Source organism: Streptomyces sp. WMMC500, assembly GCF_027497195.1.
Classification (GTDB): Bacteria; Actinomycetota; Actinomycetes; order Streptomycetales; family Streptomycetaceae; genus Streptomyces.
On record NZ_CP114905.1, the window covers coordinates 6,697,786 to 6,711,083 of the forward strand.

Consider the following 13,298-nt stretch of genomic DNA (forward strand, 5'->3'; position numbering starts at 1 on the left):
CGGTCCGGGTCGGTGGCGGCCGACCCGGACCGGCCCGGCTGAACAGCCGGCGGGGGACTCAGTTGGTCGCCAGCGCGTACGCCAGGTCGGGGACGAACTGCCCCGCGCCCGCCGCGCAGCCGTCCGCCTCGCCGGGCGGCTTGACCCACAGCAGCGCGTCGACGGCGTCGTCCCCGGTCGAGAGCGTCGGGTTCGCGCCCAGCGCGCGGCCGGAGGGGTCGCACCACTCGCCGTTGGAGCCGTTGCCGTTGCGGCTGGTGTCCACGACGAGGTTCAGGTCCGGGTCGCCGACGGCGGCGAGGATCTGCTTGCCGTACGCGACCTCGTCGGCCGTGGTGTGGAAGTTGGAGACGTTGGTGAACACGCCGTCGGCCTCCGCGACCCCGGAGGCGGACAGCCGCGCGGCCTGGTCGGCGGGGGAGTGCCATCCGGAGTGGCCGCCGTCGAGGTAGACGTGGGTCTGCGGGCCGGCGGACTTCAGGGTGGTGACGGCCTGCCGCAGCGCCGCGTGCCGGGCGTCGCGGCCGGCCTGGTCGAGGCAGTCCTCCAGGGCGAGCGCGTCGGTCTCCAGGATGATCACCACGGGGTGGTCGCCGAGGCCCGAGGCGATCAGCCGGATCCAGTTCTGGTACGAGGGCAGGTCGGGGGCGCCGCCGGAGCTGGCGCCGCCGCAGTCGCGGTCGGGGATGCCGTAGACCGAGAGCACGGGCAGGGCGTCACCGGCGGCGGACATGTAGCCGGCGACTTCCTGCTGCACGGTGCCGGGGTCGTAGTGGGAGAGCCAGCGGGCCTGCGGCTGGGAGGCGATGCGGTCGGCGATGACGGGCTGCCGCGAGTCGCCGGGGTTGGCCGCCGTCCACCGCCGGACCTGGGAGTCGGGGTCGACGTACAGCGGGCCCTGGAGGTCCGCGGCCTGCCGTTCGCCGGAGCCGGGCGCCGCGGCCGGGGCCGCGGAGGCCGCCCCGGCGAAGGCGAGGGCGGCGCCGAGGAGGCCGGCCAGGGCCGTGCGGTGCGCTCGGCGCGGGAGGTGTGCGCGCATGGTGGTCCGTCCTTGTCGCGTCTGCCGGGGACCGGGGGTCTCCGGGTGGGGGCGTGCGGGGGGTGTGGGAGCGCTCCCATGCGTTGCCGGAGCATAGTGGCGGACCGCCCGGTTGGGAACACCGCCCGCGCGCCGGGCGGGGATGCGTGGGACGTACGTCACGGCCGGAGGCCGGCCGTATCCGGGTTAGAGTCGACCGGTGAGCGAGGGAGGACCCGAGGACGAGGCCGTCGGCTGCCCGCTGACCGCCGTCGCCGCCAGGTACCTGCCCCGGCTGTCGGAGTTCGCTTTCGAGCCGGGGCTCGTCGCGGCCGTCGACCAGCACGCGGCCGCCGTGCGCGACGCGTTGGTGCCCCGGCAGCGCCGCCCCTGGCACGACCTCCTGCCCCAGCGGATCGAGCGGGTCTGCGCGCCTCAGCGGATGCGGCGCGAGGACCTGACGGACTACGTGGTCGGCTTCACCGACGTGCTCGCCGAGAGCGACTGGCGCGAGCCCGTCGGGTACGACTTCGCGGTGCTGCGGCTGACGGCGGTCTGCTGGCTGGTCCGCGAGTACGACCTGCTGGCGGGCTGAGCCCGGCGCGGCGGTCCGCCGGCCGTTCCCGTACGCGCGGGAGGGCGCCGGTCGTTCCCCGCACTCCTGCCCCGCGGCTCCGCCCGGCCGTCGCCGCACGGCGGGCACCGGTCGGGTGACGTCTCGTGTGACGCGCCGGAAGACCCCAGCGGCGCGGGCGGGTGAACGCGCGCCGCCGCCGGATTGCGCCGTCTGGTACGTCCCGTATCGTCACGAATGCCCCCGCGACGAGGAGGGACCGTGCCCGAACCCCAGCCCGTGCTGGCCCCGCCCGCGACCGCGGCGGTGTTCCTCGTCGTCACCGTCGCGCCCGGCGGCGAGGAGACCGTCCGCGACGTGCTCGAAGACGTCCCCGCCCTCCAGCGCGCCGTGGGCTTCGGCGCCCCCGACGACCTGCTGACCTGTGTCGCGAGCGTCGGCGCCGCCGTCTGGGGCCGGCTCTTCCAGGGCCCGCGGCCGGCCGGGCTGCACCCGTTCCGCGAGCTGGCCGGAGAGCGCCACCGCGCCGTCGCCACCCCCGGCGACGTGCTCTTCCACATCCGCTCCCGGCGCATGGACCTCTGCTTCGAGCTGGCGAGACGGCTGCGCGGGCGGCTCGGCGACGCCGTCGCGGTCGCCGACGAGGTGCACGGCTTCAAGTACTACGACATGCGCGACCTGCTCGGCTTCGTCGACGGCACCGAGAACCCGGTCGGACAGGCCGCCGCCGCCGCGGTGTTCACCGGCGCCGAGGACCCGCGGTTCGCCGGCGGCAGCTACGTGATGGTGCAGAAGTACGTGCACGACCTCGACGCCTGGGAGGCGCTGAGCACGGAGGAGCAGGAGCGGGTCATCGGGCGCACCAAGCTGGGCAACACCGAACTGCCGGAGGAGGTGCAGCCCGACGACTCGCACGTCGCGCTCAACACCGTCACGGGACCGGACGGCGAGGAGCGCGAGGTCGTCCGGGACAACATGCCCTTCGGCTCCGTCGGGGACGGCGAGTTCGGGACGTACTTCATCGGCTACGCCCGTGCGCCCGAGGTGCTGGAGGAGATGCTGGAGAACATGTTCCTCGGCCGGCCGCCCGGGACGTACGACCGGATCCTGGACTTCTCCACCGCCGTGACCGGCTGCCTGTTCTTCGCCCCCGCCGTGGGCTTCCTGGACGACCTGCCGGACCGGCCCGCCGCCCTCGGCGCGGCGGCCACCGCCGTCCGGGACGCCGTCCCGGACGCCGTCCCGGACCCCGTACCCGAACCCGCGGCCGCCGGTGACGGCTCGCTGGGGATCGGCGGCCTCAAAGGAGCACCCGCACGATGAACAACCTGCACCGTGAACTCGCTCCTGTCACCCAGGCGGCCTGGGCGGAGATCGAGGAAGAGGCCCGGCGCACCTTCCGCCGCCACGTCGCCGGCCGCCGCGTCGTCGACGTCACCGGGCCCGAAGGGCCGGAGCTGGCCGCCGTCGGCACCGGGCACCTGGAGGAGATCGCCCCGCCCGCGCCCGGCGCGACCGCGCGGCTGCGCGCGGCGCAGCGGCTGATCGAGCTGCGGGTGCCGTTCACCGTCAGCCGCGAGGCCGTGGACGACGTGGAGCGCGGCTCCCGGGACTCCGACTGGCAGCCGGTCAAGGACGCCGCCCGCACCGCCGCCTTCGCCGAGGACCGGATGATCGCCGACGGGTACGCCGCCGCCGGCGTCGAGGGCCTGCGGACCCGCAGCTCGCTGCCCGAGCTGAGCCTGCCGGCCGAGGTCCGCGACTACCCCGACATCGTCAGCCAGGCGCTCTCCGCGCTGCGGCTGGCCGGTGTGGACGGCCCGTACTCGCTGCTCCTGGGGGCGGACGCGTACACGGCGGTGAGCGAGACAGCGGACCACGGCTATCCGGTCGCCCAGCACATCGCGCGGCTGCTGGACGGCGAGCTGATCTGGGCGCCGGCGATGACCGGCGGCCTCGCGCTGTCCACCCGCGGCGGCGACTTCGAGCTGCGCCTCGGCGAGGACCTGGCCGTCGGGTACACCGCGCACGACGCGAAGACCGTGCAGCTCTACCTGCACGAGACGTTGACGTTCCTGCCGTACACGGACGAGGCGATCGTCGTCCTGCGGGCGTGACGGGCGTGCGGGGCACGCGCCGCGGCGGCAGGGACGGCCCGCCGCCCGGTGACCGGCCGGCGGACGGCGACGGCCCGGAGCACCGCCGGGACCCGCTGCTCCCCTGGCTGCGCGAGGTCACGCCCGTGGCGCTCATGGTCGTCGCGTACTTCGTGCTGCCCCTGCATCTGCTGGGCGCGGAGAGACCCGAGCTGAGCTGGACGCTCTTCGTGCTGGCGCTCGGGGCGGTCACCCTGCTGCTGCTCCGCGAGATCCGGGCGGTGCTGCTGGACGTGCCGCACGCCCGTCCCGGGGTCACCATCCCGCTGCTGATGATCGCCTCGATCCTCGTCTTCGCCGCCGCGTACAGCGCGATCGCCCGGCAGCAGGGGGAGTTCCACGGGCTGCGGACCCGGGTCGACGCGCTGTACTTCACGGTCGCGACCGTGGCGACCGTCGGCTACGGGGACATCACCGCGCGCGGGCAGACGGCCCGGATCCTGGTGATGGGGCAGATCACGTACAGCTTCGTCTTCCTGACCGCCGCCGCGACCGCGCTGAGCGGCCGGCTGCGCCGCGCGCTCGGCGGGCGCCAGGGCGGCGGCGAGCGGAGAGGACGCGGCGAGCGGCGGGGGAGCGGCGCGGGACCGGGCTGAGGCCCCCGGGCGTTCACCCGTACGGCCCGCACGGATCGTCGCCCCGCGACCCCGGCGTGATGCTGGGATTCCCCGGCCACCACCCGGCCCCCGGTGGCCCCCGGTAAGGAGTGTGTTCCGATGACCACGCCCACCGCCTCCTCCCACGGCACCTCGCCGACCTCCCCGCACCGCCCGCCGAGCGGCGGCGGCAGCCCGTGGGCGACGGGCGGCACGGTGTTCGCCGGGGTGCTGATGCTCGTGTACGGCGTCCTCGCCGTACTCCAGGGCGTCGCCGGCATCGCCCACGACGACGTGTACGCCCGGCAGGGCGACTACGTCTACAAGTTCGACCTGACGACCTGGGGCTGGATCCACCTGATCCTCGGCGTCGTGGTCGCGATGGCGGGCCTGGGCATACTCCGGGGCAACGAGTGGGCCCGGCTCATGGGCGTCGCCCTGGCCGGCCTGGCGGTGGTCGCCAACTTCGTGTGGCTGCCGTACCAGCCGTTGTGGGCGATCGTGAACATCGCGATCGGCGTCTTCGTGATCTGGGCGCTGTGCACCGACCGCTCCCGGGCGCTCCTCTGAGGCTTCGCGGCCCGCGGGCTCAGCCGCCGGAGCGGCCGAGGAGGGTGCGTACCCCCGCGGCACTCAGCGTCAGCGCGCCCGGGCTGCCGGTGTCGATGGTCAGCGACACCTCGTCCGACGGCCACGCGTTGGCCAGGAGCACCAGCGGCAGCTTGCGGTACTTGTCGACGGAGGGCAGCGCGTTCCCCATCCGCGACTCGGAGGTGAAGACGGGCACCAGCCGGTCGCCGTTCGGCTGCTCCATCACCGGCAGCATCATGCTCTCCTCGGCGCCGGGCGGCTCCTCCTCCGCGCTCCCCTCGGGCAGGTCCGGTCTCTCGTCCGGCACGGGCACGAGCACCTCGCTGTGGGCCAGTGCGTGCAGCGCCGCCGGGTCCTTGGCGTCGGTCGCCAGAGCCTCCAGCGCCCGCTGAGTGGTCGAGGGGTCGTTCCCCTGCGGTGCCTCGGTCATGGTCCTTCGCTTCCTCCGGTGTGCCGCGGCGCGCAGTCCCTTCCGGCCCGCCCGCGGCCTTGCCTACCCCGTACAGCGTCGAACGTGCCCCCGCTGTCACTCCCGGGACGAAGTGACGGAGCCGTTCCGGGTGTGCGCGCGGCCGGAAAGGACCATAATCCGGGCGATGAGCGACCCAGGGGGCGAGTCACACACATATTCCAGAGCCGGTCACCGGCTCGCGCTGCGCGCCGCGGCCCAGAGGTTACGGGCGGAGTTCCAGGGCGTGTTCGGCGAGGAGACGATCGAGCGGTACCTGTGCGGCGCGTACGGCGACATCGCGGTACGCGGCGGCGCGCCGGACGACTTACCGCGGCTCACCGAGCACTACGTGCGCCGCCGGCTGCACGCGCTGGCACGCGCGGAGGGGGTGAGCGGCGACCGCCGGCCCGTCGTGCTCTTCCTGTGCGTGCACAACGCGGCGCGCAGCCTGATGGCGATGGGCCTCCTGGCCCGGCTGGCGGAGAACCGCGCCGTGGCCTGGTCGGCGGGCTCCATGCCGGGCCGCGGTGGCGACGCGGCGGCGGTGGCGGCGATGGGGGAGCGGGGGATCGACATCTCGGAGGAGTTCCCCATGGCCTGGACGGACGAGGTGGTCCGCGCGGCGGACGTGATCGTCACGATGGGCTGCGGGGACGCCTGCCCCGTGTACCCCGGCAAGCGCTACGTGGACTGGCCGCTGCCCGACCCGCGCGGGTGGGCGGTGGCCGAGGTGCGGCCGTTACGGGACGAGATCGAGCAGCGGGTGCGCAAACTGCTGGCGGACCTGGGGATCCCGGCGCGCGGCTGACGACGGCGGGGTGACCCCCTGTCGCGGCGGGGCGGGACGTCCGGGAGGAGCGCAGCGCGCGCTCCGGGTTCGTCCGCCCGCCGCGCCCCGGTGGTGCGCCCCGGCGGCGCCCCCGCGGCCGCCCTCCGCTTCACCCGAAGGGCGGGCGGTGGCGCGCGTGTTGGTCTGCGGGGCCGCCGCCCGCGCTGCCGATCATGGTGGGGCCGCCGACCGCCGAGCGTGAAGGGCCCCCACCGTGACGCGAACCCGCACCGTACGCATGGCACTTGCCGTCCTCGCCGCCGCCGGACTGGCCGGCGGCGTCCCCGCCGCGGCGGCCTCCGCCGGTCCCCCCGACCGGGCGACCCACCCGACGGCCGTCCGGCATGTCCCCGCCGCGTCTCCCCCGGCCGGGACCGCCGCCGCGGCGGGCCCCGCGGGCACCGCGCCGGGCACCGCCGTGGGCACCGCCCGGCGGGGCGAGCCCGACTGCACGGGCGAGCGGCTCGGCGACGCGCGGCTGGGTCCCGAGCACCTGCCGGGCCGGTGGGAGCCGCGGGTCGGCCCGCTGCTGCAGGGGTGGCGGCCCACCGGTTCGCTCACGCCCGCCGCGTTCCTGGAGAAGTACTGGACGGGCCCGGCCGAGGGCGGCACCTGGAAGTACCCGCCGAACGACGGCTTCGCCGAGGTCAACGGCACCGTGGACCGCGAGGCGACGCGGCTGGAGGCCGGGCAGTTGCTCGACCGCTTCGGCTCCGAGTACGGCGGCTACCTCGCCCCCGCGGGCGACCGCTACGCCGAGCGCGCGCTGCCGCCGCAGAACCTCCACACCCGCGACCCCGACGCTCCCTGCGACTACCGCGTCTACCAGGTCACCAAGCCCTTCTGGGTCTGGCAGGGCGCGGTGGCGCCGTGGTTCGAGCAGCCCGGCGGGGGCGAGCAGATCAAGCTCGACCCTGTGTTCCTCGACCCGGGCGAGGGGCGGCGGCTGAACGTCACCTGGCTGCTGGAGCACGGCTACCTGGCTGCCGCGTAAGGCCCGCCGCGGGCCCGCGGGCCCGTCAGTCGTGCTCGGAGACGAGAACGGCGACCGTGTCCGGCGCGAGCGCCTCGAAGACGTGCGGGACGTCGGCGGGGTACGAGGCGTAGTCGCCCGGTTCGAGGTCGACCGGCTCCTCCATCACGCCCACGCGGGCGCGCCCGCTGCTGAGGATCACGTGCTCGATGACGCCGCGGGAGTGCGGGTCCGAGCGGCGCGGGGTGCCGGGCTGGACGGTGATGAGGTAGATGTCGCGGCGCGCGTGGGCTGGGGAGGAGGCGAGCAGCGTCGCGGCGTAGTCGGCGTGCTCGGAGGGCACGGACGGGCCCTCGCCGCGGCGGATGACCTGCACGCGGGGGCGGGGCGGCTCGACGAGCTGGGAGAAGGGCACGGCGAGCGCGACGCTGAGCGCCCAGAGGGTCTCCACGCTCGGGTTGCCGGTGCCGGACTCCAGTTGGGAGAGCGTCGACTTGGCGATGCCCGCGCGGCGGGCCAGCTCCGTGAGCGTCAGCCCCGTACGGCGGCGCTCGCGCTGGAGCGACGCGGCGATGGCGTCGAGGGGGGCTCCACCGCTCGGGACCATGACGCGCTCCGTTCGCTTCTGCGGGTGTGCCGGCAAGTCGGCGTGTCGGTCTGTCGGTGTGCGTTCCGCCGGTGTTCGCTCTGCCGATCGTTTATTCGGCTTGACGAACAGACTAGCGGATGTTCAGCATGGCAGTCATGCGTTCGATATGGCGAACCCTGCGCGGCGGCCTCGCCCGCGACATCGCGCTCGTCTGCGCCGCCGACACCCTGGTCGGCGTCTCCTTCGGGGCCATCGCGGTCGGCGAGGGGCTGCCGCTGTGGCTGCCGGTGCTGCTGTCGGTGGTGGTCTTCGCGGGCGCGGCGCAGTTCATGTTCGTCGGCATCGTCGCCTCCGGCGGCACCGCGCTCGCGGCCGTGGCGGCGGGGCTGCTGGTGAACGCGCGGCATGTGCCGTTCGGCTTCACGGTCGGCGACGCGCTGGGCGGCGGCAGGCTGCGGCGGCTCGCCGGCAGCCATCTGATGATCGACGAGACCGTCGCGTTCGCGCTGGCCCAGCGCGACCCGGAGCGGCGGCGCGCGGCGTACTGGGCGTGCGGCGTCGGGTTGTTCGTCTGCTGGAACGCGGGGGTGGTGCTCGGCGCCCTGGGCGGTACGGCGGTGAGCGACACGGACGCCTTCGGGCTGGACGCGGCGTTCCCGGCCGTCCTGCTGGCGCTGGTGCTGCCGTCGCTGCGGGAGGCGGGGACGCGGCGGGCGGCGCTGGTGGGGCTGGGCGTCGCGCTGGCGGCGGCGCCGTTCCTGCCGGCCGGCGTGCCGGTGCTGCTGGCGCTGGCGGGGCTGGCTGCGGCGGGCACCGGCGGGCGGGAGCGGGCGCCGGAGCCGGGGGACGGCGCGGCGGTGGCGGAGGGCGGACCGGGGGACGGCGGGCCGGCGGTCGGCGGGCCCGCCGGGCCCCGCGAGTCCGGCGCCGGTGACGACGAGCCAGGGGCCGGTGCGTACGACGAGGAGCGTGTGCCGTGACCGCGACGACCCTGGTGCCCGCCGTTCTGGTGCTCGGCGCCGGCACGTTCGCCTTCCGCTTCGCGGGCCCCGCGCTGCGCTCCCGCGTACGGCTGGAGCCGCGCGCGGAGCGGCTGATGACGGTCGCCGCCGTCGTGCTGCTCACCGCCCTGGTCGGCACGCAGGCGCTGCTGGACGACGGCGGCTTCGCGGGGGTCGCGCGGCCGGCGGGTGTCGCGGTCGGCGGTGTCCTGGCGTGGCGCCGGGCGCCGTTCGTGGTGGTGGTGGTCGCCGCGGCGGCCACGGCGGCGCTGCTGCGGCTGTGCGGCGTGGACTGACGGGGCGGGGGCGGTCGCCGTGCAGGCCGCCGCGTCAGGCGCGGCGCAGCAGCGTGTCCAGCACGGCGTTCAGATAGGGATCGCGGTCGGCGCCGGACGGCAGCAGGCCGGGCACGGCCCGGTTGAGCTGGATGTGCCCGAGGTACGTCGTGTACGCGGCCGTCGCCCGCAGCCGCGCCTCGGCGTGCGCGAAGCCCAACTCCGTGAAGACCTCCGCCACATAGCCGATCCGGCGCTCCGTCACCCGGCGCAGCGCTTCGGCGACCTGCGGCTGGTCGACGGCGGTGAGCAGGGACAGCTCCAGCGGATCCGCGGGCGCCGACCCGACCGCGTAGGCGAGCAGCCGCCGCAGCCGTAGCTCCGGGTCGGGCTCCTGCTCCGTCTCTTCGATGACGGCCTCGGTGCTCAGCTCCTCCCAGCGGGCCAGCGCGGCCCCGACCAGCGCGTCGCGGTTGGTGAAGTGCCAGTAGAAGCTGCCCTTCGTGGCGCCGAGCCGGGCGGCCAGCGGTTCGACGGCGACGCCGGCGAGCCCGTGCTCACCGATCGCGGCGAGGGCGGCGTCGGCCCAGTCCCGTGCGCTCAGCCGGCGCTTCCCCGGCGTGGCCTCGCGGCCCTCTTCGTGCTGTTCACGTCGGTGTTGCGGCATGACCATACGGTACCGTATGGTCAACCATACGCAAGCGTATGGAGGAGTCGTGCGCACGGTACGCAATGTTCATGAACGGATCCTCGACGCCCCCGCCGCCGCGGTGGGCGCCCTGGTCGACCGGCTCTCCGCCCCCGACGACCCGCTCTTCCCCAGCCCCGCCTGGGCCCCGATGGCCTTCGACCGGCCGCTGCAGACCGGTGCCGCCGGCGGCCACGGCCCGGTGCGGTACGAGGTGACGGCGTACGAGCCCGGCCGTCGCGTCCGCTTCGGCTTCACGCCGCCCGTGGACGGCTTCCACGAGATCACCGTCGAGCCGCTGGCCGACGGGCGGTGCAGGCTGCGGCACGTCCTGGAGTCGCGGATGGGGCCGGTCGACCTGCTGATGTGGACGCTGGTGATCCGCCGGGCGCACGAGACGGTGGTCGAGGAGGTCTTCGACAACGCCGAACTGGTGGCCACGGGCGCGGTCGCCCGGCCGGTGCGCCGATCGGCCCTGGTGCGGCTGCTGATGCGGGCGGAGTCCGAGAAGGCGACCGCCGTGGAGCTGCCGGCGGGCGCCCGGCTGGCCCGCGGCGCCTACGAGCGGCCGGACTTCAGCGACGCGTGGCAGATCGCGCTGCGGCCCGGCATGCCGCGGGACGTGGCCGCCTGGCGCGATGTCCTCCCGTTCCCGGTCGTGGCGCGCGAAGGCGCCGAGCTGCTGCTCGGCAAGGACGCCGGGCACCTGGACTTCCGCGCCTCGGTGCTCGTCGAGGACGAGCGGGTCACGCTGAGCACGGTCGTACGGATCCACAACCGGCGCGGCCGGCTGTACTTCGCCGTGGTCCGCCGCTTCCACCCGCGGGCGGCGCGGCACATGCTCCGCGTCGCCTGGCGGCGGCTGGCGCTGGCGGCTCCGTCGGCGGGGGCGCGGGAGCGGGAGCGGGCGGGGGCCACGGGCCGTACGGGGGAGGGGTGAACTCCCGTGGACTCCGGGCCCCGGGCCGCAGGGGCGTACAGGGCGCCCGGGCGGGCGCACGGTGGCCCGGGGACTGTGGGGGAGCCACCTCCTTTACGGAGAGTGATGAAGCCTTTACGATGAGTGCGTGACAGCGTCGAAGGGCGGCGCGGACCGACGTCACCAGCGAGAGAAAACCGGGGGGTTGTTCGTATGGCCGATCCACTGTCCGCCTCCGTCGTTCTGCGCGCGCTGAAGCGCGAGGGGCTGACGGTCGTCGAGCACCGCACATGGCGCACGCACAACCGCAACCACAAGGGCCCGTGGGGTCCGGTGCACGGTGTGATGGTCCACCACACCGCCACGTCCGGCACGGACGACACCGTCCGGCTCTGCTACAACGGCCGGCCCGACCTGCCAGGACCGCTCTGCCACGGCGTCATCGACAAGCGGGGCCGGGTCCACCTCGTCGGCCACGGCCGGACGAACCACGCCGGGCTGGGCGACGACGAGGTGCTGCGCGCGGTGATCGCCGAGCGGTTCGGCGAACGGCCGCCGTCGCCCAACGAGCAGAACACGGACGGTAACGCCCGGTTCTACGGCTTCGAGTGCATCAACCGCGGCAACGGCGAGGACCCGTGGCCCGACGTGCAGTTGGAGGCCGCCGAGCGGGCCTCGGCGGCGCTGTGCCGGGCGCACGGATGGCAGGCGAAGTCGGTGATAGGGCACAAGGAGTGGACGAACGAGAAGATAGACCCGCGCGGCTTCGGCATGCCCGGGATGCGCGAGCGCATCGCCAAACGTCTGGCCGGCAAGCCGGAAGGCGAACCCCCGAGCCCACCGGAGCCCCCCGACTGATCCGACCCGGGAACCCGTCCCGGGGAAGCCTCACCGCGCCGCGCCGGTTGCATCCGGAGAGCAAGTCTGCCGGCCACCCAGCGGAGGCACCGTGACCGCACCACCCGCCGACTCCACCGCGCCGCTCGTCGTCCGGGACCTGCCCGCGCCGCCGCCGCTGGTCCACCGGGCGTGGACCGACGCGGACCTGCTGGCGCGGTGGATCGGGCCACGGGGCTACACCGTCCCGCGCGACACCGTCACCGTGGAACCGCGCGTCGGCGGGCGCTTCGACTACTGCCTGGTGGAGTCCGCCGAATCAGCCGAGTCCGCCGGCACCTCCGGCACCTCCGACGGCACCCGCCACTGGCTCCGCAGCCACATCACCGAACTCGCCGTCCCCCGCCTCCTCGTCCTCACCTCCGCCCCCATGCCGGAGCACGGGACCCCCGCCCCGGTCACCACCCGCGTCCACCTGGCCCCCGCCCCGCCCGGCACCCGCCTGACGTTCACCCGCCCCTACCCACCCGACCGCCGCCCCACGGCCCGCGCCACCTGGAGCACCTCGTTCGACAACCTCGAAGCGCTCCTGCGCACCCTCGCCTGACCGGGCCGCGGCGGAGCAGGTGAGGATGCCGCGGGTGAAGACGGCTTCGCCGGCGACAAGGGCGACGGCGGCGGCGTAGCCGGCGCGGGTGCGGCCGGCCGCGCAGGCCCCCTGGGTCGTCCGGGATCTTCCGGGAGGGGCGTGGTGCCCGGCATCCCGGCGTCAGCTCGCGGGGCTGGTCTCGTATATGAGCAGCTCCGTGCCCGCGGGGGAGGTGCCGTCGTCCGGGGCCGCCCACATGCGCAGGCCGTCGCCGCGCAGCGCCTCCAGCAGCACGGGGTTGCGGGTCGCGACGTGTCCGCCGGTCGACCAGAGCTGCACCGGCACCTCGTGCTCGATGTCGAACGTGCGCAGGTCGATGGTCGCGATGCCGCCGAGCTCGAAGTCGGCGCCGGAGGCGTTCTTGAAGCCGGTGATGCCGGTGCACAGCATCTTGCGGGAGTCCGCGTACGCGCAGTCCTGGTAGTCGACGAAGTGGCTCTGGTTCGCCTGTCGTTGCACCTGGCGGCCGTGCCGGTCCCAGGTGTAGAGGGTCCGCGAGCCCCACGAGACGCCGTGGATCCTGCCGGTGCGCGGCTCGGGCACCACGCCGCCGACGTGGTCGTCGACCCGGAACTCCTCGCTCACCTTCAGCGTGCGGACGTCGACGCGGTAGACGACGGCCGCGCTGTTCGGCCGGTACTCCGCGACCGGGACCCACACCGAGCGGCCGTCGGTGTCGATGCCGCCGGGGTGGTACATGTCGCCCTCGCCCAGCGTGATGTCCTCCAGCAGCCGGCCCTTCAGGTCCAGGACGAAGAGGTGGCCGACGCCGCGGCCCGGGCTGCGGTCGTAGCCGTCGACGGGCTCGGGGTAGCGCACGGGCGGCTCGATGACCTCGACGCTGGAGAGGAACAGCCGGTCGCCGACGCGGGTCAGCCCCTGCGGGTGGTACGTCTCGAAGTCAAGCGGCAGCTTCTCGACCAGCTCCCACGTGCTGTTGCGGTCCAGCTCGGCGACGGCCTCGACGACCCGGGCGTCGCGCTCGGGCCGGTGGTCGCCGCCGGGCCGCGCCGCGGGGGCCGCGGAGGCGGCGACGGTGCCGAGCAGGGCCGCGGCCACGGCGGTGACGCCGAGCGCTCTGACGTACCTCATGTGGATCCCTTTCCTCGCGGGCCGGCCCGGCCGGCGGGGTGGTCCCGCGCGGCGCCCGGC

General features: G+C 75.1%; 16 protein-coding genes and 1 pseudogene. 12 read left to right on the forward strand and 5 right to left on the reverse strand.

What is annotated here, in order from left to right:
- Nucleotides 1-58: 58 nt before the first annotated feature.
- Nucleotides 59-1,039, reverse strand: a complete 981-nt coding sequence (locus O7599_RS28780) for a glycoside hydrolase family 6 protein (RefSeq protein ID WP_281618518.1) — start codon at nucleotides 1,037-1,039, stop codon at nucleotides 59-61.
- Nucleotides 1,040-1,238: 199 nt separating this feature from the next.
- On the opposite strand from O7599_RS28780, the gene O7599_RS28785 reads away from it, so the two are divergent.
- The 5 genes from O7599_RS28785 to O7599_RS28805 all read left to right on the forward strand — a co-directional run bounded on the left by O7599_RS28785 (nucleotide 1,239) and on the right by O7599_RS28805 (nucleotide 4,914).
- Nucleotides 1,239-1,613 (forward strand): DUF6401 family natural product biosynthesis protein, encoded by a 375-nt coding sequence (locus O7599_RS28785; RefSeq protein WP_281618519.1) that lies wholly within the window; start codon nucleotides 1,239-1,241, stop codon nucleotides 1,611-1,613.
- Nucleotides 1,614-1,853: 240 nt separating this feature from the next.
- A complete protein-coding gene (locus O7599_RS28790; protein ID WP_281618520.1) occupies nucleotides 1,854-2,915 on the forward strand; it encodes a Dyp-type peroxidase in 1,062 nt (353 codons plus the stop codon).
- On the forward strand, nucleotides 2,912-3,709 hold the full coding sequence (locus O7599_RS28795) for a family 1 encapsulin nanocompartment shell protein (protein WP_281618521.1): 798 nt from the start codon (nucleotides 2,912-2,914) through the stop codon (nucleotides 3,707-3,709). Before O7599_RS28790 ends, O7599_RS28795 begins: the two co-directional genes overlap by 4 nt.
- Nucleotides 3,710-3,804: 95 nt before the next feature.
- On the forward strand, nucleotides 3,805-4,344 hold the full coding sequence (locus O7599_RS28800; protein WP_281623555.1) for a potassium channel family protein: 540 nt from the start codon (nucleotides 3,805-3,807) through the stop codon (nucleotides 4,342-4,344).
- 120 nt (nucleotides 4,345-4,464) lie between these two features.
- The gene (locus O7599_RS28805; protein WP_281618522.1) at nucleotides 4,465-4,914 is read left to right on the forward strand and encodes a hypothetical protein; all 450 of its coding nucleotides are present in this window, start codon (nucleotides 4,465-4,467) and stop codon (nucleotides 4,912-4,914) included.
- A 19-nt stretch (nucleotides 4,915-4,933) separates the two neighbouring features.
- On the opposite strand, the gene O7599_RS28810 is transcribed toward O7599_RS28805, so the two are convergent.
- Complete coding sequence (locus O7599_RS28810) at nucleotides 4,934-5,365, reverse strand: SseB family protein (RefSeq protein ID WP_281618523.1); 432 nt, start codon at nucleotides 5,363-5,365, stop codon at nucleotides 4,934-4,936.
- 166 nt (nucleotides 5,366-5,531) lie between these two features.
- Here O7599_RS28810 and O7599_RS28815 point away from each other — a divergent pair, with 166 nt between their 5' ends.
- Entirely contained in the window at nucleotides 5,532-6,194 is a 663-nt protein-coding gene (locus O7599_RS28815) for an arsenate reductase ArsC (RefSeq protein WP_281618524.1), read from the forward strand.
- 235 nt (nucleotides 6,195-6,429) lie between these two features.
- Nucleotides 6,430-7,209 (forward strand): TNT domain-containing protein, encoded by a 780-nt coding sequence (locus tag O7599_RS28820; protein WP_281618525.1) that lies wholly within the window; start codon nucleotides 6,430-6,432, stop codon nucleotides 7,207-7,209.
- Between the two features lie 25 nt (nucleotides 7,210-7,234).
- Here the strand turns inward: O7599_RS28820 and O7599_RS28825 are convergent, their stop codons facing one another.
- Entirely contained in the window at nucleotides 7,235-7,795 is a 561-nt protein-coding gene (locus O7599_RS28825) for an XRE family transcriptional regulator (protein WP_281618526.1), read from the reverse strand.
- Between the two features lie 137 nt (nucleotides 7,796-7,932).
- On the opposite strand from O7599_RS28825, the gene O7599_RS28830 reads away from it, so the two are divergent.
- Nucleotides 7,933-8,757, forward strand: a complete 825-nt coding sequence (locus tag O7599_RS28830) for an AzlC family ABC transporter permease (RefSeq protein WP_281618527.1) — start codon at nucleotides 7,933-7,935, stop codon at nucleotides 8,755-8,757.
- Nucleotides 8,754-9,074, forward strand: a complete 321-nt coding sequence (locus tag O7599_RS28835; RefSeq protein WP_281618528.1) for an AzlD domain-containing protein — start codon at nucleotides 8,754-8,756, stop codon at nucleotides 9,072-9,074. Before O7599_RS28830 ends, O7599_RS28835 begins: the two co-directional genes overlap by 4 nt.
- A gap of 34 nt (nucleotides 9,075-9,108) precedes the next feature.
- Here O7599_RS28835 and O7599_RS28840 read toward each other — a convergent pair whose 3' ends face one another.
- Complete coding sequence (locus O7599_RS28840; RefSeq protein WP_281618529.1) at nucleotides 9,109-9,720, reverse strand: TetR/AcrR family transcriptional regulator; 612 nt, start codon at nucleotides 9,718-9,720, stop codon at nucleotides 9,109-9,111.
- 49 nt (nucleotides 9,721-9,769) lie between these two features.
- On the opposite strand from O7599_RS28840, the gene O7599_RS28845 reads away from it, so the two are divergent.
- From O7599_RS28845 to O7599_RS28855, 3 genes and pseudogenes are all read left to right on the forward strand, one after another.
- Nucleotides 9,770-10,681: a DUF2867 domain-containing protein gene (locus tag O7599_RS28845; protein WP_281618530.1), complete on the forward strand. Its 912-nt coding sequence runs from the start codon at nucleotides 9,770-9,772 to the stop codon at nucleotides 10,679-10,681.
- 192 nt (nucleotides 10,682-10,873) lie between these two features.
- A pseudogene (locus O7599_RS28850) lies at nucleotides 10,874-11,509 on the forward strand (peptidoglycan recognition family protein); the annotation flags it as partial.
- Between the two features lie 100 nt (nucleotides 11,510-11,609).
- Entirely contained in the window at nucleotides 11,610-12,104 is a 495-nt protein-coding gene (locus O7599_RS28855; protein WP_281618532.1) for an SRPBCC domain-containing protein, read from the forward strand.
- Nucleotides 12,105-12,266: 162 nt separating this feature from the next.
- On the opposite strand, the gene O7599_RS28860 is transcribed toward O7599_RS28855, so the two are convergent.
- Entirely contained in the window at nucleotides 12,267-13,238 is a 972-nt protein-coding gene (locus tag O7599_RS28860; RefSeq protein WP_281618533.1) for a DUF6454 family protein, read from the reverse strand.
- Nucleotides 13,239-13,298 lie beyond the last annotated feature (60 nt).